General features: G+C 49.8%; 19 protein-coding genes and 8 tRNA genes. 21 read left to right on the forward strand and 6 right to left on the reverse strand.

Features of this window, described 5'->3' with window-relative positions; genetic code table 11:
• The first annotated feature begins 204 nt into the window (after positions 1 to 204).
• Both DW819_RS12260 and DW819_RS12265 read left to right on the forward strand, forming a co-directional pair.
• The gene (locus DW819_RS12260; protein ID WP_118733541.1) at positions 205 to 1,380 is read left to right on the forward strand and encodes a DUF819 family protein; all 1,176 of its coding nucleotides are present in this window, start codon (positions 205 to 207) and stop codon (positions 1,378 to 1,380) included.
• Between the two features lie 220 nt (positions 1,381 to 1,600).
• Entirely contained in the window at positions 1,601 to 2,587 is a 987-nt protein-coding gene (locus DW819_RS12265) for a hypothetical protein (protein ID WP_118733542.1), read from the forward strand.
• A gap of 81 nt (positions 2,588 to 2,668) precedes the next feature.
• Here DW819_RS12265 and DW819_RS12270 read toward each other — a convergent pair whose 3' ends face one another.
• The gene (locus DW819_RS12270) at positions 2,669 to 3,472 is read right to left on the reverse strand and encodes an MBL fold metallo-hydrolase (protein WP_118733543.1); all 804 of its coding nucleotides are present in this window, start codon (positions 3,470 to 3,472) and stop codon (positions 2,669 to 2,671) included.
• Positions 3,473 to 3,581: 109 nt separating this feature from the next.
• Here DW819_RS12270 and DW819_RS12275 point away from each other — a divergent pair, with 109 nt between their 5' ends.
• Positions 3,582 to 4,085 (forward strand): DUF1700 domain-containing protein, encoded by a 504-nt coding sequence (locus DW819_RS12275; RefSeq protein WP_118733544.1) that lies wholly within the window; start codon positions 3,582 to 3,584, stop codon positions 4,083 to 4,085.
• A gap of 32 nt (positions 4,086 to 4,117) precedes the next feature.
• On the opposite strand, the gene DW819_RS12280 is transcribed toward DW819_RS12275, so the two are convergent.
• On the reverse strand, positions 4,118 to 5,200 hold the full coding sequence (locus DW819_RS12280) for a M23 family metallopeptidase (RefSeq protein ID WP_118733545.1): 1,083 nt from the start codon (positions 5,198 to 5,200) through the stop codon (positions 4,118 to 4,120).
• A gap of 201 nt (positions 5,201 to 5,401) precedes the next feature.
• On the opposite strand from DW819_RS12280, the gene DW819_RS12285 reads away from it, so the two are divergent.
• From DW819_RS12285 to DW819_RS12345, 13 genes are all read left to right on the forward strand, one after another.
• Positions 5,402 to 6,016: a C40 family peptidase gene (locus DW819_RS12285; RefSeq protein WP_118733546.1), complete on the forward strand. Its 615-nt coding sequence runs from the start codon at positions 5,402 to 5,404 to the stop codon at positions 6,014 to 6,016.
• Between the two features lie 235 nt (positions 6,017 to 6,251).
• Entirely contained in the window at positions 6,252 to 6,461 is a 210-nt protein-coding gene (locus DW819_RS12290; RefSeq protein ID WP_118733547.1) for a hypothetical protein, read from the forward strand.
• A 189-nt stretch (positions 6,462 to 6,650) separates the two neighbouring features.
• Positions 6,651 to 6,968: a rhodanese-like domain-containing protein gene (locus DW819_RS12295; RefSeq protein WP_182432648.1), complete on the forward strand. Its 318-nt coding sequence runs from the start codon at positions 6,651 to 6,653 to the stop codon at positions 6,966 to 6,968.
• 127 nt (positions 6,969 to 7,095) lie between these two features.
• On the forward strand, positions 7,096 to 7,641 hold the full coding sequence (gene yfcE / locus DW819_RS12300; protein WP_118733549.1) for a phosphodiesterase: 546 nt from the start codon (positions 7,096 to 7,098) through the stop codon (positions 7,639 to 7,641).
• Positions 7,642 to 7,653: 12 nt separating this feature from the next.
• On the forward strand, positions 7,654 to 8,841 hold the full coding sequence (locus DW819_RS12305) for a class I SAM-dependent RNA methyltransferase (protein WP_118733550.1): 1,188 nt from the start codon (positions 7,654 to 7,656) through the stop codon (positions 8,839 to 8,841).
• 31 nt (positions 8,842 to 8,872) lie between these two features.
• Positions 8,873 to 10,210, forward strand: coding sequence for a lectin like domain-containing protein (locus tag DW819_RS12310; protein ID WP_243025843.1), 1,338 nt, complete (start codon positions 8,873 to 8,875; stop codon positions 10,208 to 10,210).
• A gap of 16 nt (positions 10,211 to 10,226) precedes the next feature.
• Complete coding sequence (gene rdgB / locus DW819_RS12315) at positions 10,227 to 10,838, forward strand: RdgB/HAM1 family non-canonical purine NTP pyrophosphatase (protein ID WP_118733552.1); 612 nt, start codon at positions 10,227 to 10,229, stop codon at positions 10,836 to 10,838.
• Positions 10,838 to 11,329: a metallophosphoesterase gene (locus DW819_RS12320; RefSeq protein ID WP_118733553.1), complete on the forward strand. Its 492-nt coding sequence runs from the start codon at positions 10,838 to 10,840 to the stop codon at positions 11,327 to 11,329. Before rdgB ends, DW819_RS12320 begins: the two co-directional genes overlap by 1 nt.
• Before the next feature lie 120 nt (positions 11,330 to 11,449).
• Positions 11,450 to 11,524, forward strand: a tRNA-Pro gene (locus DW819_RS12325).
• A 13-nt stretch (positions 11,525 to 11,537) separates the two neighbouring features.
• Positions 11,538 to 11,608: transfer RNA gene (locus tag DW819_RS12330), tRNA-Gly, on the forward strand.
• A 25-nt stretch (positions 11,609 to 11,633) separates the two neighbouring features.
• Positions 11,634 to 11,707 (forward strand) — tRNA-Arg (locus DW819_RS12335).
• 36 nt (positions 11,708 to 11,743) lie between these two features.
• Positions 11,744 to 11,817, forward strand: a tRNA-His gene (locus DW819_RS12340).
• Between the two features lie 98 nt (positions 11,818 to 11,915).
• Positions 11,916 to 11,996: transfer RNA gene (locus DW819_RS12345), tRNA-Leu, on the forward strand.
• 70 nt (positions 11,997 to 12,066) lie between these two features.
• Here the strand turns inward: DW819_RS12345 and trpS are convergent.
• Complete coding sequence (gene trpS / locus DW819_RS12350; protein ID WP_118733554.1) at positions 12,067 to 13,128, reverse strand: tryptophan--tRNA ligase; 1,062 nt, start codon at positions 13,126 to 13,128, stop codon at positions 12,067 to 12,069.
• Positions 13,129 to 13,320: 192 nt separating this feature from the next.
• Here trpS and DW819_RS12355 point away from each other — a divergent pair.
• Positions 13,321 to 13,392, forward strand: a tRNA-Gln gene (locus DW819_RS12355).
• Between the two features lie 172 nt (positions 13,393 to 13,564).
• On the opposite strand, the gene DW819_RS12360 is transcribed toward DW819_RS12355, so the two are convergent.
• Positions 13,565 to 13,636 (reverse strand) — tRNA-Glu (locus tag DW819_RS12360).
• A gap of 27 nt (positions 13,637 to 13,663) precedes the next feature.
• Positions 13,664 to 13,737: transfer RNA gene (locus tag DW819_RS12365), tRNA-Pro, on the reverse strand.
• Between the two features lie 185 nt (positions 13,738 to 13,922).
• Here DW819_RS12365 and DW819_RS12370 point away from each other — a divergent pair.
• From DW819_RS12370 to DW819_RS12385, 4 genes are all read left to right on the forward strand, one after another.
• A complete protein-coding gene (locus DW819_RS12370; RefSeq protein WP_118541471.1) occupies positions 13,923 to 14,162 on the forward strand; it encodes an NAD(P)H-dependent oxidoreductase subunit E in 240 nt (79 codons plus the stop codon).
• Positions 14,163 to 14,164: 2 nt separating this feature from the next.
• Positions 14,165 to 15,898 carry a [Fe-Fe] hydrogenase large subunit C-terminal domain-containing protein gene (locus tag DW819_RS12375; RefSeq protein WP_118733555.1) on the forward strand — a complete coding sequence of 578 codons (1,734 nt, stop codon included), beginning with the start codon at positions 14,165 to 14,167 and terminating at the stop codon, positions 15,896 to 15,898.
• Positions 15,899 to 15,900: 2 nt separating this feature from the next.
• Complete coding sequence (locus tag DW819_RS12380; RefSeq protein WP_118733556.1) at positions 15,901 to 17,082, forward strand: SpoIIE family protein phosphatase; 1,182 nt, start codon at positions 15,901 to 15,903, stop codon at positions 17,080 to 17,082.
• Positions 17,083 to 17,157: 75 nt separating this feature from the next.
• A complete protein-coding gene (locus tag DW819_RS12385; RefSeq protein ID WP_118733557.1) occupies positions 17,158 to 18,615 on the forward strand; it encodes a 4Fe-4S dicluster domain-containing protein in 1,458 nt (485 codons plus the stop codon).
• Positions 18,616 to 19,209: 594 nt separating this feature from the next.
• On the opposite strand, the gene DW819_RS12390 is transcribed toward DW819_RS12385, so the two are convergent.
• Positions 19,210 to 20,958 (reverse strand): NADH-dependent [FeFe] hydrogenase, group A6, encoded by a 1,749-nt coding sequence (locus DW819_RS12390; RefSeq protein ID WP_118733558.1) that lies wholly within the window; start codon positions 20,956 to 20,958, stop codon positions 19,210 to 19,212.
• Between the last annotated feature and the right edge of the window lie 10 nt (positions 20,959 to 20,968).

The following is a 20,968-nucleotide window of genomic DNA, read 5'->3' on the forward strand; positions in this document are numbered from 1 at the left end:
TCACTTAAGGGGCCAGAACATGATTCTGGCCCTTTTTGTATGGTAGGAAATTGTGTCCTATCATACCTCACATTGTCCTGCGGTCCGTGAAAAGATATTGAAATGGGGAAGGAGGGGAAGGAGGAAAATTCAACCGCCTGTTTTGACTTGTTCTGAAAAAAATGAAAGCCCACCGATATCTGGTGGCGGAATGGAGCATTTCAAATGATTCATGATGGATTTATCTATCTGGCCACTTTAATGCTGTTGGCAGCAATTTTGGTCAATCTTCCTGTGTACCTGCGGGGAAAGGGCGCACAGACTTTTTTTAAATTTGCACCGCCGATCGTTCTGATCTATTTAGGCATGATGCTTTTATGCACTATGAAAGTATGGGATTTGCAGGATACGTCAGCCGTTTATGTAGCAATTAAAAATCCATTACTCTACGCGATGCTGTTTTTAATGCTGCTTCGTTGTGATCTGAAAAAGATTATTAAATTAGGACCGAAAATGCTGATCGGTTTCTTCTCAGCAAGTATTTCAATCGGTGTTGGTTTTGTAGTAAGCTATGGTATTTTCCATAAATTACTGGGCCCGGACAGCTGGAAAGCACTTGCAGCACTGTGCGGAAGCTGGTTAGGCGGCGGCAGTAATATGCTGGCGGTTCAGGCAATTCTGGATGTGAGTGAAGAAAGTCTGGCATATGCCCTGGTAATGGACTCGGTTTGTGCAGTGATCTATGTTATGTTCCTTCTGTGGGTAATCAATTTCTCTAAGGAATTCAACTCCTGGACAAAGGCAGATGTACGTCTGATCGATGAAGTAGGAGCATCTCTGGAAAAAGAGGCAAGGGAGGACAAGAGGCCTCTTGCATGGAAAAACATGCTTCTTTTGATCGGTGTATCCTTTTTTGTATCCTCTCTGTCCAAGGATGCCGGTGTTATGGTTGCTTCCGTTCTGCCTGTTTTTGATAAGGCAACCTGGACGGTCCTTCTCGTAACAGCTGCCGGCCTGATCGCAGCGATGACTCCGTTTGGAAAGATTAAGGGAACGGAAGAGGTTTCCAATATCATTCTTTACATTGTCGTTGCGATGATCGCTTCCAGAGCAGATATCTCTGCTATGGGAAATGCACCGGTATGGCTGGCAGCCGGATTCCTGATCCTGCTGATCCATGTAGCGGTTATGGTAATCCTCGCAAAGCTGATCCGGCTGGATATCTTTACCTGTGGCGTTGCTTCGCTGGCGAATATCGGAGGAACTGCGACAGCACCGGTACTTGCAGGCGCATACAGTAACGCGCTGGTTCCGATCGGTATCCTGATGGCTCTCCTCGGCAATATTATTGGAACGCCGGGCGGCGCATTTGTAGGATACTTAATGAGCCTGATCGGTTAGAGAACAACAATTGAAAAACGGGTAACACAAGAGAAACGAAATAAAAGACCGGTATTGAGAAAATGCCGGTCTTTTTTCTTACGTTTTTATGAGAAAACTTACGAATCAGGATGGCATCTTGACATTGGAAAAGAGATGTAATAGAGTAAAACTGTAATAATCCAGATCCATAGAAAAAGCTGAGTATCCAGCAATAAATCATAAAAAGAGAGTGGGGAAGATGATGAGTAAAAAGAAATTGATTGGTATGATTACCATCGCAGCTCTCCTGGCAGGGCTGATGGCAATGCCGGTTATGGCGGCAAGCAGAAAAAAAATTAAAACTGTCAGTCTGAAGGTAGAGGCATCGATCACACCGGAAACCAGGATTGGCTCGGAAGATGTAGATGTAGAAGTAAAAGACAGCGCCAAGTATTCCTACGATACATACGAGGTAAACAACAGTGGCTTTGAGTGGGAGGCTACTGATGTTCCGGAGCTTACCATTTATCTGCGCGCAGAGGACAGCTATTATTTTGCAGTTACGAAACTGAGCGACGTCAAAGTAGATGGGGCAACTCTTGTGAAAGCATCCAAGCAGGATTCCTCAGAAACCTTAAAGGTGGTAGTAAAGCTGCCGTCTCTTTCTGAATATGTGGCAGATTTCTCTGAGGAAGAGACCGTGACACTGACTGACAATGGTTTTGCAGTCTGGAATCCAATTTCCGGAGCGGGCAGCTATGAAGTCATGGTGTATCGTGACGGAAACACAGTCGGCGTGACTGCGCGTACCGTAGCAGAGACAAATTACAATTTAAAGAACGAAGTGACCAGACCGGCAAATTACCAGGTAAAGGTCCGGCCGGTGAATGGAGAGAATGCTTCCAATAAAGGCAAGTGGGTAGAATCCAACAGTGTTTATTACAACGCAGATCAGGTGAAGGAAATTCGTGCCGGCGAAGCCGGCGGTCTTCCTGTTTCCGGTGAGTGGAAGAGTGACACAACCGGCTGGTGGTATCAGCATAGCGATGGAACCTATACGAAGAATGCCTGGGAAGAGATTGCCGGCAAGTGGTATATTTTCGATGAGAACGGCTATATGAGAACCGGCTGGGTCGACTGGAACGGTGAAAAATACTATTGTGACAATTCCGGTGCAATGCTGAAAAACACTACAACTCCAGATGGATATATTCTGGATTACGATGGACGGATCAAGAATAATTAAAAAAATACGATAATAAAAACAGCCCAGACGTTAAGTCTACGGGCTGTTTTTGTTTGAAAGAAAACATTTGTTGCAGAAATGTTAAAGCGCTATAATATCCCGGTCTTCCGGCACATAGAGATTTCCATGATAGTAAGTCTTGCCTTCGGTCATGTAAAGCTCTTTCCGCTTTCCGACGGATTTGTCTTCGGTATGCCAGAGCACCAGATTTGGAATATGCAGGCTTTCAGCCAGCTCGGCGGCATCCTTAACGGTGCTGTGGTGCTTCTCGTAAGGCTTGAAGCGGTCACGCTCTTCGTAGAGACAGAATGCCTCGTGAAGCAGCCAGTCGCTGCCTTTCACATAAGGCTCGCAGTCCGGATTGTAAGGCTCATCACCGGCACAGGTCAGCTTTTTGCCGTTTTTCAGAATGGTGGTGAAGCCAAACTGCCGTGCTTTTGTGGAGTGGATATCGAAGAAGGTGACATCGTAATCCAGGATATGCAGGGTTTCACCGTTATGGACCGGGATCAGATGAATGCGGTCACCGATGAGACGGTAGAATTTGTCCTGCAGGGTCAGCTTACAGAAGGTGTCAATGGTGGATACCAGGCCATCGTGGCAGTAGATCTGGAAATCCCCGTCGTATTTGCCGTTTTTCATGCGGGTAGCAATGAAACGGACCAGCCAGATCACACCGAGGATGTGGTCGGTATGCTCATGGGTCACGAACAGATGATGGATCTGCGGATAATCGATCTTCATATCCTCCAGAATCCGCAGGATGCCGTTGCCGCCGCCGGCATCGACCATGAAATACTGGTCGCCGTCACGCAGGGCAAAGCAGGTATTGTAATAATGAGTGGCATTGGCGTTGCCGGTGCCGAATACGTAAAGCTTTTCCATAGGATGTCATACTCCTTATCATTTCGTGAAAACTTGTAACTGTTCAATTTGCAGTATTTATGGTACTATACTTCTAGAAAAAAAGCAACCTGAGAGGAGGCATACCGAGTTGAACAGAGAAGAATTTCTGCGGGGACTGGAGAATGCGCTTTCCGGCAATGTTCCGCCGTCTGTGGTGCGGGACAATCTCCGTTATTACGATGATTATATTCGTTCCGAGCGTCAGAAGGGACGTTCGGAGTCTGACATTATGGATGAACTGGGAGATCCGCGTCTGATTGCCCGTACCATTCTGGATACAACGCCGGGAGCGGCAGAGGGTGAGTATGAGGAGTATCATCCGTTCGGCAGTTTTGCCGGAAACAGCGGCAGAACCAGTCAGCAGGAGGAGCCGCAGCAGGCCCAGTATGGCAATTACGGCGGAACCGGAAATATCCACTACTACAACCTGAACAAGTGGTACTGGAAGCTTCTGGCTGTTGTGGTCGTGATCTTGTTTTTTACACTGGTGCTGACCATTATAGGCGGAATTCTGACACTGGTGATTCCGCTGCTGCCAGTGATCGGCATTGTGATCCTGGTCATGTGGCTGGTTCGCGGTCCGCGAGGCTGAAATATCTGAATAAAAATGCAGTCTGCACTCTGCTAAGGAATTGCAGGGTCACGCATTTCAAGAACCCGGGAATATTCTTTTGTTTCCGGGTCTTTTTTTGTTTCGGAGCGGTTCAGCTGCAGAAACCGGACAAGCTGGTAACAGTCAATCCAGATCTCGTTATTTCCATCCTTCTGGGATTCATCAAAGATGAGCTGAAGCCCAAAATGCAGATGCGGCTCATCGATATTGTTCGTGTTTTCCGTGCGGCTATAGCCGGTGCGGCCCAGATAACCGATCACATCCCCGGCCTGGACGATGCTGCCCTCCTTTAAGGCTTTGTGATAGGGATAGTTTTTTCGCAGATGTGCATAGTAATAGTAGCGTTTTTTGTCAAAGCTGCGGATCCCAAGCCGCCAGCCTCCGTATTGGTTCCAGCCGATAGCCTCCACATAGCCGGATTCCACGGCAATGACGGGGGTTCCTACCTGGCCCATCATATCATGTCCGAGATGCTGGCGCTTGAAGCCATAGCTGCGGGAAACACCAAAATCGTCATAATCCTGATAGGGAAAATGCTTAGCAATGGGAGAGAAGGCTTTTAATCCGTATTTGGTAACCCAGGACAGGCTGCCGTTTTCTGCCGGCTCCTGAATTTCATAAGTACCGACCATGCCGCCAAGAACTGCGGTGTAGGCATCCAGATAATAGGCGTAGTATTTCATGTTTTCTGTCAGGGTCTGCATGGATTCGCCACCTTTTATACGTTCTGCCAGTGTATCCATGTCGGTAGTGCGGAACCGGGAAAAATCGCCTCCGTAACGAGCTGCAAGGTAAGCGAGAAGCTCGATCCAGTTTAGGTGGCAGTCAGATGTAAAGCTGTCTACATCCAGACGGAGAGCCTGACGCAGCGCTTCATCCGGAACAGAAAAATCGACCCACTTAATATACTTTTTTTCTTCTGTTTGAGCGGAGTCTGACGGAGTGGCGTTTTGGGTGCTGGAAAAGATGGCTCCGGAAGATAGCTTCCGGGAGAAAACAGAAAGGCAGAGGGCCGTCAGGATCAGGATTTCCGCGGTAACCACAAAACGGAGAAAGCGGGAAAGGGCATATTGAAACAGGAGAGAAGATTTCATGGGTCTGCTCCCTCGGCTTTTTACCATTTTATGGGTTAAATTATACAGATAGCACAGAAAACGAAAGGAAATTATTAAGAAAAAGTAAATTTTGACCAGATTGCTTGACTCATAAGCGTCACAAGTGTATAATCTCTTTGTAACATAGTTAACAATTATGTAATATTTAGAAATAAAGTATTCACGATTGGAGAGCGGTTCATGAAGAAAACAGTATTATACATAGCAGCAGTGCTGGCAGTATCAGGCGGTTTGATGTGGCAGAGACCTATGGTTGCACATGCAGAGCCGGAGGTCATCCAGGAGGCTCCGGTTTCTACTGTACTCGAAGTGGCGTCAGAAGAGGTGGCTGACGAGGACAATGGACCGGCTCCGGAAATCCAGGCAGCAAAGAAGCTGGAAGAAGAACTGGCAGCAGCCGAGGAAGAGGCAGCCAGGGCAGCAGAAGAGGCAGCCAGTGCCCGCCAGAATCTTGTGGACTATGCGCTCCAGTTTGTGGGCGGCCCGTACCGCGCAGGCGGCAATGACCCGCATACCGGTGTTGACTGTTCCGGCTTTGTGCGCTATGTCATGCAGCATGGCGCAGGCATCAGCATGAACCGTTCTTCCGGTTCTCAGGCAACCCAGGGTCACGCAGTGAACTCCAGTCAGATGCAGCCTGGCGACCTGCTGTTTTACTCCGGCGGTTCCGGCATCAATCATGTAGCCATGTATATCGGAGACGGAAAGATCGTGCATGCGTCTACTTATGCGACCGGCATCAAGATTTCCAAATGGAATTACCGCAATCCGGTGAAGATTGTAAGCATGTTTTAAATCGCATTGCTTTTTCCACACATTTCCAGTATAATGAAGCGGAAGAATGCTGATCCCCTTAGTCAGGTTCTTCAACCTTATTAATTATTTATACTCCCTAGTGAAGGCCGGACAGCTCCCCTGTCCGGCTTTTCCGTTTTGGAAAAAACAGACAGGATCAGGACAGTATATTTGTAATGCAGATTCGCATACTAATCCCGTAACAAATTTACAGCTCAAACAGGAGGTAGCGATCATGAGAGACCATTACAATGATATGGACAATAGCAGAAACTGCCATACTTCTGATTCTGTGGATTCTGAGAAGAACAGTACCCGGAATACCAGCCGCGATTCCGGCCAGAACAGCAGCCGGAACTCCGGGCAGAACAAGACGCAGAATAACAGCAGGAATAAAGCATACAACAGCAGCCGGAACAATATGGATAACAGCAGCAGAAACTAACAGGCTGCAACAGAAAAAAGGGTCGTCTTCCCTGTGAAGACGGCCTTTTTTGTTTCATAGGAAATTGCGTCCTATGAAACAAAAAAGCGCTCCGCAGGGATGCGTCAAGGCACATTCTTTTTTCGTGGATTGTCCAACCGCAGCCTGTCTGCATAAGATATAGTAAGAAAGACGGACAGGCGGATGCGTATGTGGGATCTGATAAGCGGAGCACAGCTGGATGAATACCTGGATCAGGGAAAGAGACTGTTTCTGGTGGATATGCGGGATGCACGTGCCTACCGCAGGGCACATATCCGGGGTGCTGTGAATATTCCGTACGGAGAACTGCGGGCCAGGATCGGGGAGCTGCCGCAGGAGAGTCTGATCGTGCTTTACTGTTACCATGGACCGAACAGCATGCGGGCGGCCAGATGGCTGGCCTCTCTGGGATATGAGACAGCGGATGTATATGGCGGAATCCAGGCCTACCGTGGGAAGTATCTTGAGTGGGGACCACAATGCTGATTTTTGGGAGCGGTATTTCCGGGTTATGATTTCAGTTATGATTTCGGCAGAGGTATTCGTTGACAAGTTCATGGGCGGGTAATAAAATAACAGTATTAATTCCAAGAAAAGACGAGGAGAATACGCTATGAAATACATGTTTGCATCTGATATTCACGGTTCTGCCCATTACTGCAGGAAAATGCTTGAGGTGTACCGTCAGTCCGGAGCAGAGCGCCTGATTTTGCTGGGTGATCTTCTGTATCACGGACCACGCAACGACCTTCCGCAGGAGTATGCGCCGAAGCAGGTGATCGCCATGTTAAATGAGTACAAAAATGAGATCATTGCCGTGCGCGGCAACTGCGAGGCTGAGGTAGACCAGATGGTTCTGGAGTTCCCGGTTATGGCAGATTATGCCATTCTGGTGTTAAATGGCCTGACCTTCTTTGCTACCCACGGTCATCTGTTCAATCAGGACCAGATGCCGCCGTTAAAGGCAGGAGATATTCTGGTACATGGTCATACACATCTTCTGAAGGCAGAAAAAGTAAACGGCCATTACATCTTAAACCCGGGTTCCACCTCCATCCCGAAGGGCGGCAATCCGGCTACATACGCGATCCTGGATGAGCAGGATTTCAAGATCCTTGACTTTGACGGAAATGTAGTCAAAGAGGCAAAATTAGGTTAGGAAAGGAATGGTATGGCGACAAAAGTATATGAACTGATTGCACCCTGTCATTTTGGCCTGGAGGCAGTCCTGAAAAAAGAAATCCTGGATCTCGGCTATGAGATTGCCCAGGTGGAGGACGGAAAGGTAACCTTCCTCGGAGATGCGGAGGCTATCTGCCGCGCGAATATTTTCCTGCGCACGACGGAGCGTATTCTGCTGAAGGTGGGAAGCTTTAAGGCTGTCACCTTTGAGGAGCTTTTCCAGGGAACCAAGGCACTGCCATGGGAGGAATATATCCCGCAGGATGGCCGTTTTTGGGTCAAGAAGGCCAATTCCATCAAGAGCAAGCTCTTTAGCCCGTCTGATATCCAGTCCATCATGAAAAAGGCTATGGTAGAGCGCATGAAGCAGGGCTATGGTGTGTCTGTGATCCCGGAGACCGGTGCGGATTATCCGGTGCGCGTATCTTTGTATAAGGATATTGTGACGGTAGCGCTGGATACCACCGGCGAGTCCCTTCATAAGCGTGGATACCGCAAGCTGACCAGCAAGGCTCCCATCGAGGAGACTCTGGCAGCGGCCCTCATTATGCTGACGCCGTGGAATAAGGACCGCATCCTGGTAGATCCGTTCTGCGGAAGCGGAACCTTTCCCATTGAGGCAGCCATGATGGCGGCTAATATGGCGCCGGGCATGAACCGCTCCTTCCTTTCAGAGGACTGGAAGCAGATCATTCCGCGCAAGTGCTGGTATGAGGCTATGGATGAGGCCCAGGAGATGGTGGACGATACGGTGAGTGTGGATATTCAGGGCTATGATCTGGATCCGGAGGTCATTAAGGCAGCCAGAGCCAATGCAGAGCTGGCTGGCGTGGCTCATATGATCCATTTCCAGCAGAGACCGGTGTCGGAGCTAAGCCATCCGAAAAAATACGGTTTCCTGATCACCAACCCGCCGTATGGCGAGCGTATTGAAGACAAAAAGAATCTTCCGGCTCTGTATACCCAGATCGGAGAGCGCTTTAAGGCGTTGGACAGCTGGTCTGCGTTTATCATTACTTCCTATGAAGATGTTGAAAAGTATATGGGCCGCAAGGCAGATAAAAACCGTAAGATCTACAATGGTATGATGAAGACCTATTTCTATCAGTTCCTGGGCCCGAAGCCGCCGAGAAGAAAACCGGAGGGCGCACCGAAAAAACAGGATTGTGAGCAGTAAGCCTCCATGGAACAGGCAGGGAGAAGCTGAATTGAAAAATAGATTTGCGCGGATGTGGCTGGTTCCTGTGCTGACTGCCGCGGCATTTTTTGCAGTCGGCTGTACAGCTGAGAAAATTGTAACATCAGAGACAGCCTCTGCGGTGACAGAGCTTGTGATACCGGAAAACTCAGAACTTCCGGCGCGATATGATGCCCGGGAGGATGGACGCACAGCTCCGGTAAAGAACCAGGGAGATCTTGGCACCTGCTGGGCCTTTGCATCGCTTCTGGCGCTGGAAAGCAGCCTTTTGCCGGAGGAATCCTATGATTTTTCGGAGGACCATATGTCCCATGATCCGAATTTTCTGCTGGATCAGAAAAGCGGAGGCGACTATATCATGTCCATGGCCTATCTGCTTTCCTGGAGAGGACCTGTCCTGGAGGAGGAGGATCCTTATGGGGACGGTATCTCGCCGGAGGGACTGACGGCGGCAAAGCATGTACAGGAGATCCGGATTCTGCCGGCATATGACCGTGAGGCTGTCAAAGCAGCTGTGTATCGGACCGGGGGTGTCCAGAGCGCACTGTATACGACACTGCAGAGGCAGGAGCAGGACAGCCGCTACTATAATGACAAAACCGGAGCCTACTATTATTCCGGAACGCTTCCGCCCAACCACGATGTGGTCATTGTGGGCTGGAATGATGATTATCCGGCAGAAAATTTTTCGGAGCTTCCGCCGGATAATGGCGCTTTTCTTTGCGAGAACAGCTGGGGAACGGGATTCGGCGAAGCGGGTTTTTTCTATGTTTCCTATTACGATACCAATCTCTGTAACACCAATCTGCTCTATTCCGATGTGGAACCGGCAGACAATTATGACCGGATCTATCAGACTGATCTGTGCGGATGGCTGGGGCAGATCGGCTATGGAGATGAGAATGTGTGGGGAGCGAATGTTTATACGGCTTCAGCCGGCATGCAGCAGATCTGTGCCGCCGGATTTTATGCGGTGGATGCAGATACGGAATATGAGATCGGCATCGTCACGGACGTGCCGGACCAGCCGGCAGCAGACTGGAGGCACTTAAAGCAAAAGAAGCTTGGAACGGTATCCGGAACGGTTCCGTATGCGGGCTATTACACCATACCGCTTGCGGAACCGGTAAAAGTTAAGCCGGGAGAGCGCTTTGCTGTGACCTTGAAGCTTCATACGCCGGGAGCAGTTCATCCCATGGCGATTGAATACGATTCCGGAGACGGACGCTGCCTGGTGGATATCACGGACGGAGAGGGCTATTTAAGTGCAGATGGTGATGTATGGGAACGGGTGGAGACAGAGCAGGAGTGCAACCTCTGTCTGAAAGCGTATACGGTGATGCAGTAGAAAGAATGGAGTAGATATGAAAAAACACAGAATCGTCTTTGCAACCGGCAATGCCGGAAAAATGAAAGAGATCCGCTTGATCATGGCTGATCTGGGCTGTGAGGTGGTTTCCATGAAGGAGGCCGGGGCAGATCCCGAAATCGTGGAAAACGGAAGATCATTTGCGGAAAACGCGGAAATCAAGGCCCGCGCGGTCTGGAACTGCACCGGTGATATAGTGCTGGCAGATGACTCCGGCCTTGTGGTGGATTACATTGGTGGAGAGCCGGGCATTTATTCTGCACGTTATATGGGCGAGGATACCTCTTACGAGATCAAGAACCGGAATATCATTGAACGTCTGGCAGACGCAAAAGGCCAGGAGCGCAGTGCCCGCTTTGTCTGCAATATTGCAGCAGTCCTTCCAGACGGACGTGTTCTGCACACAGAGGCAGCTATGGAGGGACAGATTGCCATGGAACCGGCCGGATGCGGCGGCTTTGGTTATGATCCGATCCTCTATCTTCCGGAATTCGGCATGACCTCCGCGGAAATCACGATGGAGCAGAAAAATGCGATCAGCCATCGCGGCAAGGCACTGGAGGCCATGAAAAAGGAATTAGAGCATTACTTTGAGGAGGAAGCCTGATGAAGATACTGATCGTGAGTGATACCCACAGAAAAGACGGAAACCTGTATGATGTGATCGAGAAGGAAAAACCGTTTGATATGCTGATCCATCTGGGAGACGCAGAGGGAAGCGAGCATGTGATCGCGGACTGGCTTGATGAGGACTGTGATCTGGTTATGGTACAGGGGAACAATGATTTCTTTTCCTCGCTGGACCGGGAAATAGAACTGGATCTTGGACCGCACCGAGCTTTTCTGACTCACGGTCATTATTATAATGTATCTCTGGATGTGGACCGCCTCTGGGAGGAAGCAAAGGATCGTGGCTGTGACATTGCCATGTTCGGCCATACTCACCGCCCATATCTGGAGGAGCTGGATGGAATCACGCTTTTAAATCCGGGCAGTCTTTCCTATCCGCGACAGGAGGGCAGAATGCCTTCTTACATGATCATGGACCTGGCAGATGACGGAACCACGAAATATCACATGATGTTTTTAGGGGAATAAAAAAATATAAAAAAATTTTTCAAAAACTGTTGACAAAAGAAGACCTGTATTATATAATTACTCTCGCGTTGTTCAGTAGCACTCTGAGAGGGCGGATGAACATACAGGTTTTCAGTGATCCGGGGTGTGGCTCAGCTTGGCTAGAGCACCTGGTTTGGGACCAGGGGGTCGCAGGTTCGAATCCTGTCACCCCGATTGAATTGAATATGCGGGTGTAGTTCAATGGTAGAACACCAGCCTTCCAAGCTGGATACGTGGGTTCGATTCCCATCACCCGCTCTTGAAAAGCGAGTCTTTTCAAAGTGAGTCTGTAGCTCAGCTGGATAGAGCAACGGCCTTCTAAGCCGTGGGTCGGGGGTTCGAATCCCTTCAGGCTCGTTTCTTTCACGAAAGTGAAAGATGAATTTCATAATGGTGGGTATAGCGCAGCTGGTTAGCGCGCCAGATTGTGGCTCTGGAGGCCGAGGGTTCGAATCCCTCTATCCACCCTGATTGTCAGATCCTTATGCACATATGCGTAGGGATCTTTTACAATCTGTATATTCACATACGGCGTCAGTAGACGCTGAATGAAGAATTCATATCCGCGGGCATGGCGGAATTGGCAGACGCGCCAGATTTAGGTTCTGGTATCTCCGATGTGCAGGTTCAAGTCCTGTTGCCCGCACTGAAAAACCCCGGTGATTGGTTTCACCGGGGTTTTTGTGCGATTGACGGCCATTGTATGAATGCCGCTTTTATTTGGTTAAGGTACCATTGTCGAAGTAGTCGATCTTCATGGAATGACGTACATCTGCCAGGGTCTTTGCTGCAGTTTCCTTTGCACGCTTGCTGCCTTCTGCCAGGATATCGTAAACATCCGGAAGACGCTGTTCCCATGCTTTTCTGCGCTCGCGGATCGGAGCCAGCTCGTCCTGGATAACATTGTTTAAGAACTTCTTGACTTTGACATCGCCAAGGCCGCCGCGGCGGTAGTGGTCTTTTAACTCATCCAGGCTGTTGTAATCCGGCAGGAATTCTGCGAAGTGCTCCGGACGGCAGAATGCATCGAGGTAGATGAATACCGGGTTGCCTTCCACCTGTCCCGGATCTTCCACGCGAAGGTGGTTCGGGTCAGTGAACATGGACATGATTTTCTTGCGGATATCCTCCGGCTCATCAGATAAGTAGATGCAGTTGCCCAGGGATTTGCTCATTTTTGCTTTGCCGTCAATACCCGGCAGTCTTAAGCATGCCTGGTTCTGCGGGAGGATGATCTGCGGCTCAACCAGGGTCTCGCCGTATACGGAATTGAACTTGTGCACGATCTCGCGGCACTGCTCGATCATTGGCATCTGGTCTTCGCCAACCGGAACGGTGGTAGCCTTGAATGCGGTGATATCGGCTGCCTGGCTGATCGGGTAGCAGAAGAAGCCGACCGGAATGCTTGCCTCAAAGTTACGCATCTGGATTTCAGCCTTTACGGTTGGGTTTCTCTGCACACGGGAAACGGTAACCAGGTTCATATAGTAGAAGGTAAGCTCAGTGAGCTCCGGAACCATAGACTGGATGAAAATGGTTGATTTCTCCGGGTCGAGGCCGCATGCAAGGTAATCCAGGGCAACCTGGATAATGTTGTCGCGTACCTTTTCCGGGTGTTCTGCGTTGTCGGTTAAAGCCTGTGCATCGGCAATCATAATATAGATCTCATCGTATTTGCCGGAATTCTGCAGTCTGACACGCTCTTTTAATGAGCCAACATAGTGGCCTACATGAAGACGGCCGGTAGGACGGTCGCCGGTCAGGATAATCTGTTTCATAAATGTTGTAAACTCCTTTATTCTTTGTGCGGCACTTCCGCTGATTGTTCTATTATAATATTTTCAATGGGGTACGTCAACTGAATCAAGGCATTCGCTGAATGTGAGATTTTGGTGATTTAAAAGGTAAAGCTATTGCTTTTTTTACAGTAATCGGATATAATGGACAGGCATTTGGATTGCGAAAACCATTGGGCCATCGCCAAGCGGTAAGGCACAGGACTTTGACTCCTGCACTCGAGGGTTCGAATCCCGCTGGCCCAGCTAAAAAAAGAGAACCGGATTTCTAACAGAAAGCAGAAATCCGGTTCTCTTTTTGCGGTGCGCATCCTCGCGGAGCGTTTTTATATGATGGAACGTAATTTTCTATCATATAAAAACAAAAAACACCAGAGCAGCTGCTCTGGTGTTTTCTTCGCTTTGATTCTTGATTCTATGACCTCATCGGGAATCGAACCCGAGTTTACGCCGTGAGAGGGCGTCGTCTTAACCGCTTGACCATGAGGCCATTTCTTCAGGCATAAGCTGAAGTGAGTCGAGGCGACAAGATTCGAACTTGCGACCTCTGCGTCCCGAACGCAGCGCTCTACCAAACTGAGCCACGCCTCGAAGCGACTCCAATAATATATCACCATTCTGGAAATAATGCAAGCACTTTTTTGAAAAAATTGAAAAAAGTTTTTGTATACAAGAAAAAACACGGTTTTACGCTATTTTATGTAATTTTCTTATTGATAAAAATGTGTCAATATGAGAAAATAAACCTATATTATGCGATTTTGGAGGATTGAGTTATGAGAGTTACGATCTGTATCGGAAGTGCATGTCATTTAAAAGGGTCAAGAGAGATTATCCAGCGTCTGCAGGAACTGGTAAAGGAACATGGAGTTTCTGATAAGGTAGATTTAAATGGAGCCTTTTGCAGCGGCAACTGTGTGAATGGAGTCTGCGTGACAGTAGACGGAGAACTTTTTTCCTTAAAGCCGGAAACCACCGATGACTTTTTTGCAAAGGAAATTTTAGGGAGGCTGTAGGTATGGCGATCATTGACTTTAAAGCAACAAAATGCCGTCACTGTTACAAGTGTGTGCGCAACTGCGAAGTCAAGGCCATCATGGTAAAAGACGGGCGTGCGGAGATCATGCCGGAAAATTGTATTCTCTGCGGGCGCTGCCTGCAGATCTGTCCACAGTCAGCCAAAACTCTGGTCAGTGACCTGAGTCTGGTAAAAGGCATGGTTGAGGCCGGGGAGAAAGTGGTCATTTCCATTGCGCCATCTTATATGGGACTCTTAAAATACCATACAATCGGGCAGGTGCGCTGTGCGCTGATGCGTCTGGGCTTTACCGATGTTCGTGAAACTGCTGAGGGTGCTGCGCTGGTAACTGCGGAGTATGCGAAGCTTCTTTCGGAAGGAACCAGGGAAAATATCATCAGCACCTGCTGCCCGAGCGTGAACGCTCTGATCGAAAAATATTATCCGAAGCTGATTCCGTATCTGGCTCCGGTGGTTTCGCCCATGATCGCCCACGGACGCATGATCAAACAGCAGATGGGAGCGGATACCAGGGTCGTTTTCTTGGGCCCCTGTATCGCAAAAAAACAGGAGGCGCTGGATCCGCGCCATGCGGACTGTATCGATGCAGTGCTGAATTTTAACGATATCAGCCGCTGGTTAAACGAAGAGGATATTCTCATCGAGGATTGCGAGGATACCCCGTTTGAACGGATGGATCCGCGTGTAAACCGCCTTTATCCGGTCACAAGCGGAGTCATCAGTTCCGTGGTGGCAACACAGTCAAAGCAGGACCGTTATCGCAAGTTCTATGTACATGGAGAGAGCAACTGCATCGACTTATGCCAGAGTATGGTCCGCGGTGAGATTACGGGCTGCTTTATTGAGATGAACATGTGCTCCGGCGGCTGCATCAAGGGACCGACCGTCCATGACCGTTCTATTTCTCGTTTTAAGGTGAAACTGGATATGGAAGAGCAGATCGGACGTGAGCCGGTTCCGGAGCAGGAAACAGCTCCGGTGCTTGAGGCTGTATCGCTGAATAAGGTGTTTTTTGACCGTACCCCCCATGAGCCGGTTCCTTCTGAGGCAGAGATCCGTCAGATCCTTGCCAAGACTGGAAAGATGCGCCCGGACGATGAATTGAACTGCGGCGCCTGCGGTTATCCGACCTGCCGGGAGAAGGCCATTGCGGTTTATCAGAAAAAGGCAGAGCTTGACATGTGTATTCCGTTCATGTATGAGAAGTCCAAATCCTTTGCCAACCTGGTTATGGAGACATCTCCGAATGTGGTCATGATCGTGGATCAGGATATGAAGCTTCTGGAGTATTCCGCGGTGGGTGAGAAGTATTTCGGTAAGACCCGTACGGAAGCGCTTCAGATGTATCTTTACGAGTTCATCGATCCGTCAGATTTCCAGTGGGTATTTGATACTCACCAGAACATTCACGGCAAGAAGGTCCATTATCCGGAATTCAAGCTGGATACCTTGCAGAATATTGTATATATACCGGAGCAGAACGTGGTGCTGGCCACTTTCATTGATATCACAAAAGAAGAAGAGCAGGCCAGACTGGAGTATGAGCGCAAGTTAGATACCATTGACCTGGCCCAGAAGGTCATCCACAAGCAGATGATGGTTGCCCAGGAGATTGCGGGTCTTCTCGGTGAGACAACGGCAGAGACCAAAACAACTCTGACGAAGCTTTGCAAGTCTCTTCTGGAGGACGGAAGCGACAACGGAGGTAATTAGATATGGCAATTACCGTAGATGTTGCTTATAAGAGCTTGAATAAATTTAATGAGGTTCTCTGCGGTGATAAGGTGGAGCTGTTAAAAACAGAGGATTCCAACATCATGATCCTGGCAGATGGCATGGGAAGCGGTGTCAAGGCCAACATCCTGGCGACGCTTACCTCTAAGATCCTGGGAACGATGTTTTTAAACGGTGCCACGCTGGAAGAGTGTGTGGAAACGATCGTAGAGACGCTGCCCATCTGCCGGGTGAGACAGGTAGCCTACTCTACATTCAGTATCCTGCAGGTGTTCCACAGCGGAGAAGCCTATCTTGTAGAATTTGATAATCCCAGCTGTATTTTCATCCGGAATGGTCAGCTTGTGCCGATTCCCCGGAATATCCGGGAAGTGCAGGGAAAGAAGATCAACGAATACCGTTTTCGGGTTCAGAGGGGTGATGCGCTGATCCTGATGAGTGATGGAACCGTCCATGCCGGTGTAGGGCAGCTCCTGAATTTTGGCTGGCTCTGGGAAGATATTGCGAAATACGCAGTGAAGCAGTATGCCCTGACCATATCAGCCATGCGTCTTGCGGCAGCCATCTGCCAGGCCTGTGACGAGCTTTATCAGTACCGTCCCGGGGATGACACCACGGTGGCCTGCATGCGCATTATCAGCGCAAAGCCGGTGCATTTGATGACAGGACCGGCGCAGGATCCGTCGATGGATGAGGAGATGGTGAAAGGCTTTATGTCCGGTGATGATTCCACCAAGCGGATCGTCTGCGGCGGAACCAGTGCTACTATCGTGTCCAGAGTGTTAAAAAAGAAGCTGGATGTGTCCATGGACTATGTGGATCCGGATATTCCGCCGATTGCCTATATGGATGGCATTGAGCTGGTAACGGAGGGCGTGCTGACCTTAAACCGTGTGGTGCAGCTTCTGCGGCGCTATGCGAAGAATGAAACGGTTTCAGAGGATTTCTTCCTGGAGCTGGATAAGCAAAATGGTGCTTCCATGGTAGCTAAAATGCTGATCGAGGACTGCACTGAGTTGCATTTATATGTGGGAAAAGCCATCAACAGTGCCTATCAGAATCCGGGCCTGCCATTTGATCTGGGCATTCGCCAGAACCTGGTGGAGCAGCTGAAGACTGTGGTGGAAGAGATGGGAAAACAGGTAACCGTAACCTATTATTAGGTTTTCTTACAAAATAGAAAGAAAATATAAGAGTTGAGCTGAAGCTGCAATGCTTCGGAAATGAGGAGGAAAATTATGGTAACAAATGACGCAACAATCTTACGCATCAAGCATGACGTACTTTACGAGGTAGCAAAGCTGGCATGGAACGGCGAGCTGGATGAGGAACACAAGGATCAGGTTCCGTACACCATCATCCCGGGACCGCAGGCACAGTTCCGCTGCTGCATTTATAAAGAGCGCGAGATTATCCGTCAGCGTGTCCGCCTGGCAGAGGGCAAATGCCCGACCAGCGGCAAAGATTCCAGAAACGTGGTCCAGGTCATTGGGGCAGCCTGTGAGGAGTGTCCGATCGCATCTTACACGGTAACCGATAACTGCAGAAAATGTATGGGAAAGGCCTGCCAGAATTCCTGTAATTTCGGAGCTATCAGCATGGGGGATACCCGTGCCCACATCGATCCGAACAAGTGTAAGGAGTGCGGCAAGTGCGCAAATGCCTGCCCGTACAACGCGATCGCACATCTGGAGCGCCCGTGCAAGAAGGCCTGCCCGGTAGACGCGATTACCTACGACGAGTATGGCGTATGCGAGATTGATGAAAATAAGTGCATCCAGTGCGGCGCCTGCATCCACAGCTGTCCGTTCGGTGCAGTCGGCTCCAAAACCTTTATGGTAGATGTCATCAACATGATCAATGCAGGCAAGAAGGTAGTAGCCATGGTGGCACCGGCAACCGAGGGCCAGTTTGGAGCTGACATTACCATGGCAAGTTGGAAGACCGCGTTAAAGAAGGTTGGCTTCGCAGATATGGTAGAGGTTGCCTTAGGCGGCGATATGACTGCTGCAGCAGAGGCTGCTGAGTGGGCAGAGGCTTACAAAGAGGGTAAGAAGATGACCACTTCCTGCTGCCCGGCCTTCGTAAACATGATCAAGCAGCACTTCCCGCAGCTGTTAGATAACATGTCCACCACCGTTTCTCCGATGTGTGCCGTTTCCAGAATGCTGAAAGAAAAAGACCCGGAGACGGTTACGGTTTTCATTGGACCATGCATCGCAAAGAAGAGCGAGACTCTGGACTTAAACATCAAGGACAACGCAGATTATGCCATGACCTTTGGTGAGATTCGTGCCATGATGCGTGCGAAGGACGTAGAGCTTGAGCCGGAGGAAAACACCTATCAGGAAGGTTCTGTATTCGGCAAGCGTTTCGGCAACGCAGGCGGCGTAACCGCGGCGGTGGTAGAGTGCTTCAAGGAAATGAACGAGGATATCACCCCGAATGTAATGAAGTGCAACGGTGCGGCAGAGTGTAAGAAAGCACTGCTTCTTATGAAAGTCGGCAAGCTTCCGGCGGACTTTGTAGAGGGTATGGCCTGTGTAGGCGGCTGTGTAGGCGGTCCGAGCAAGCATAAGACCGAGCTGGAGGCAAAGAAGGCAAGAGATCTTCTGATCGGCCAGGCAGATGACCGCGAGGTACATGCAAACTTAAAGAACCTGGGCGTAGAACAGGTGGCAATGCACAGACACTAAATAGCAATTATAGGACGGGACGAATAAAGGTCCGGAAGAGAATGAGACCGCCTTCCTCTATTTTCCCATATCGTTGTTTGCTTGCTCTCACAACACGCGTTCGCCTGCATCGGACTACATCCGCTGCATTCGTACACGTGTGTTCAAGATGCAAACACCTGATATGCTGAAAATCCCGGAAAGCGGTCTCATTCACTTCCTGTTGTAGTGGCTCCGCTACAAAAACATTGACTACAACCCATATTAACTCTGTCATAAAATAAAACGCAGCCAGAACGCTACTATAAAAAGTCGGATTTACAGGCTTTTTATCAGCAACGTTCTGACTGCGTTATTTATTATCCTGGCATAGCCAGTACAGCAGAAGTTCCGGGGCAGTCATGCAGAACAGGCAGACACATTGGAATTTTCTTCGTGCGCGAGCATAGCGGCTCCCCGGAGACCTTTGTTTGAGCACGCAAGGCGTGCGAGTTTAGGTCGCAGGGGAGACAACCGGCGGCGGAGCGCACGAAGTACAAAATTCCACTCAGTGTCTGCGGTTCTGTATGACCGCACCGAAACTTCGGACCTTATTAGCTATTCATTTAATTTTTATTAGATCTCGTTCACTTTTCTCTTTACATACGTGGTATGTAACAGATGATGCGCCTTCTCGCTTCCAGGCTCACCAAGATACGTTGTGTACAGCTCCTTGATCGCTGGATTCTCGTGAGATTTCCGGATCGGGTTGTTTTTGTCAGCGTCATAGAGAACCTGGGCGCGCAGACTGCGGATATCGACGCTGTTGCGTACGTAGCCAGGCTGCTGCGGCTGGCCGCCGCCGTTGATACATCCACCCGGACAGCCCATGATCTCGATGAAATGATAGGTAGCTTCACCGGATTTGACTTTTTCAAGCAGCTTTCTTGCGTTTCCAAGGCCGGAGGCGATGGCTACCTTAACTTCCAGACCTGCTACCGGATAAGTAGCTTCCTTGATGCCTTCCATGCCGCGGACGTCGGTGAAGTCCAGATTCTGTAATTCCTCACCGGTCAGGGTTTCCACTGCGGTGCGGAGTGCTGCCTCCATAACACCGCCGGTTGCGCCGAAGATAACAGCTGCACCGGTTCCAAGTCCCAGAGGAGCGTCAAATTCTTCGTCCGGGAGGGTAGTGAATTTCAGGCCGACCTTGCGGATCATGCGTGCAAGCTCCCTTGTGGTTAAGGAGTAATCTACATCCGGAACTCCGTTTGCAGCTTCACCCGGTCTCTGGATCTCGAATTTCTTTGCGGTACACGGCATGATGGAAACGGAAACGATATCCTTCGGATCCAGCCCCATCTTTTCAGCGTAGTAGGATTTTGCAATGGCACCGAACATCTGCTGCGGGGATTTGCAGCTGGATAAGTTCTCGGTCATATCCGGGAAATAGTGCTCACAGTATTTGATCCAGCCCGGGGAGCAGGATGTGATGAGCGGAAGCACACCGCCGTTCTGCACACGGTCCAGGAATTCATGAGCCTCTTCCATAATGGTTAAGTCGGCGCTGAAGTTGGTGTCGAATACTTTATCAAAGCCGATGCGGCGAAGGGCAGCTGCCATCTTGCCCTGTACATTGGTGCCGATCGGATAACCAAATTCCTCGCCCAAAGCGGCGCGTACTGCCGGAGCGGTCTGCACGATGACATGCTTCTGCGGATCTGCGATGGCTGCCAGAACCTCGTCCACCTGGGATTTCTCCTGGAGAGCACCGGTTGGGCAGACTGCGATACACTGGCCGCAGGAGACACAGGAGGTTTCGCCCAGTCCCATATCAAATGCGGATCCGATAAAGGTGGCAAAGCCGCGCATGTTGGCGCCGATAACGCCGATGCCCTGTACCTTCTCGCAGACTGCAGAGCAGCGGCGGCAGAGGATACATTTGCTGTTGTCACGGATCATGTGAACGGCGCTGTCATCGATGACGGACGGGGTGCGCTCACCATCGTAATAGTCTTCATCGGTAACGCCGAGCTCCTTACAGAGCTGCTGCAGCTCGCAGTTTCCGCTGCGGACGCAGGATAAGCATTTGCGGTCATGGTTGGAAAGCAGAAGCTGCAGGGTTTTTCTGCGGGACTTCAGTACCTTTGGGGTGTTGGTCCATACTTCCATGCCTTCGTTGATCGGGTATACGCAGGAAACCACCAGGCTTCTTGCGCCCTTTACTTCTACTACACAGATACGGCATGCACCGATCTCGTTAATCTCTTTTAAGAAGCACAGAGTCGGAATTTCAATGTGCGCCAGTCGGGCTGCCTCCAGAATGGTGGAGCCTTTCGGGGCACTGACTTCCATGCCGTTGATTTTGATTGTGATATTCTCCATAGCCATTCTC

The sequence above is a fragment of the Clostridium sp. AM33-3 genome (assembly GCF_003480315.1).
In the GTDB taxonomy this organism is placed as follows: Bacteria; Bacillota; Clostridia; order Lachnospirales; family Lachnospiraceae; genus Brotaphodocola.

Excerpts from the sequence above, each read along its gene's own strand:
- DW819_RS12260 (WP_118733541.1), top strand. The coding sequence starts at position 205 with ATGATTCATGATGGATTTATCTATCTGGCCACTTTAATGCTGTTGGCA.
- DW819_RS12265 (WP_118733542.1), top strand. The coding sequence starts at position 1,601 with ATGATGAGTAAAAAGAAATTGATTGGTATGATTACCATCGCAGCTCTC.
- DW819_RS12270 (WP_118733543.1), bottom strand. The coding sequence starts at position 3,472 with ATGGAAAAGCTTTACGTATTCGGCACCGGCAACGCCAATGCCACTCAT.
- DW819_RS12280 (WP_118733545.1), bottom strand. The coding sequence starts at position 5,200 with ATGAAATCTTCTCTCCTGTTTCAATATGCCCTTTCCCGCTTTCTCCGT.
- DW819_RS12285 (WP_118733546.1), top strand. The coding sequence starts at position 5,402 with ATGAAGAAAACAGTATTATACATAGCAGCAGTGCTGGCAGTATCAGGC.
- DW819_RS12290 (WP_118733547.1), top strand. The coding sequence starts at position 6,252 with ATGAGAGACCATTACAATGATATGGACAATAGCAGAAACTGCCATACT.
- DW819_RS12295 (WP_182432648.1), top strand. The coding sequence starts at position 6,651 with ATGTGGGATCTGATAAGCGGAGCACAGCTGGATGAATACCTGGATCAG.
- yfcE (WP_118733549.1), top strand. The coding sequence starts at position 7,096 with ATGAAATACATGTTTGCATCTGATATTCACGGTTCTGCCCATTACTGC.
- DW819_RS12305 (WP_118733550.1), top strand. The coding sequence starts at position 7,654 with ATGGCGACAAAAGTATATGAACTGATTGCACCCTGTCATTTTGGCCTG.
- rdgB (WP_118733552.1), top strand. The coding sequence starts at position 10,227 with ATGAAAAAACACAGAATCGTCTTTGCAACCGGCAATGCCGGAAAAATG.
- DW819_RS12320 (WP_118733553.1), top strand. The coding sequence starts at position 10,838 with ATGAAGATACTGATCGTGAGTGATACCCACAGAAAAGACGGAAACCTG.
- trpS (WP_118733554.1), bottom strand. The coding sequence starts at position 13,128 with ATGAAACAGATTATCCTGACCGGCGACCGTCCTACCGGCCGTCTTCAT.
- DW819_RS12370 (WP_118541471.1), top strand. The coding sequence starts at position 13,923 with ATGAGAGTTACGATCTGTATCGGAAGTGCATGTCATTTAAAAGGGTCA.
- DW819_RS12375 (WP_118733555.1), top strand. The coding sequence starts at position 14,165 with ATGGCGATCATTGACTTTAAAGCAACAAAATGCCGTCACTGTTACAAG.
- DW819_RS12380 (WP_118733556.1), top strand. The coding sequence starts at position 15,901 with ATGGCAATTACCGTAGATGTTGCTTATAAGAGCTTGAATAAATTTAAT.
- DW819_RS12385 (WP_118733557.1), top strand. The coding sequence starts at position 17,158 with ATGGTAACAAATGACGCAACAATCTTACGCATCAAGCATGACGTACTT.
- DW819_RS12390 (WP_118733558.1), bottom strand. The coding sequence starts at position 20,958 with ATGGAGAATATCACAATCAAAATCAACGGCATGGAAGTCAGTGCCCCG.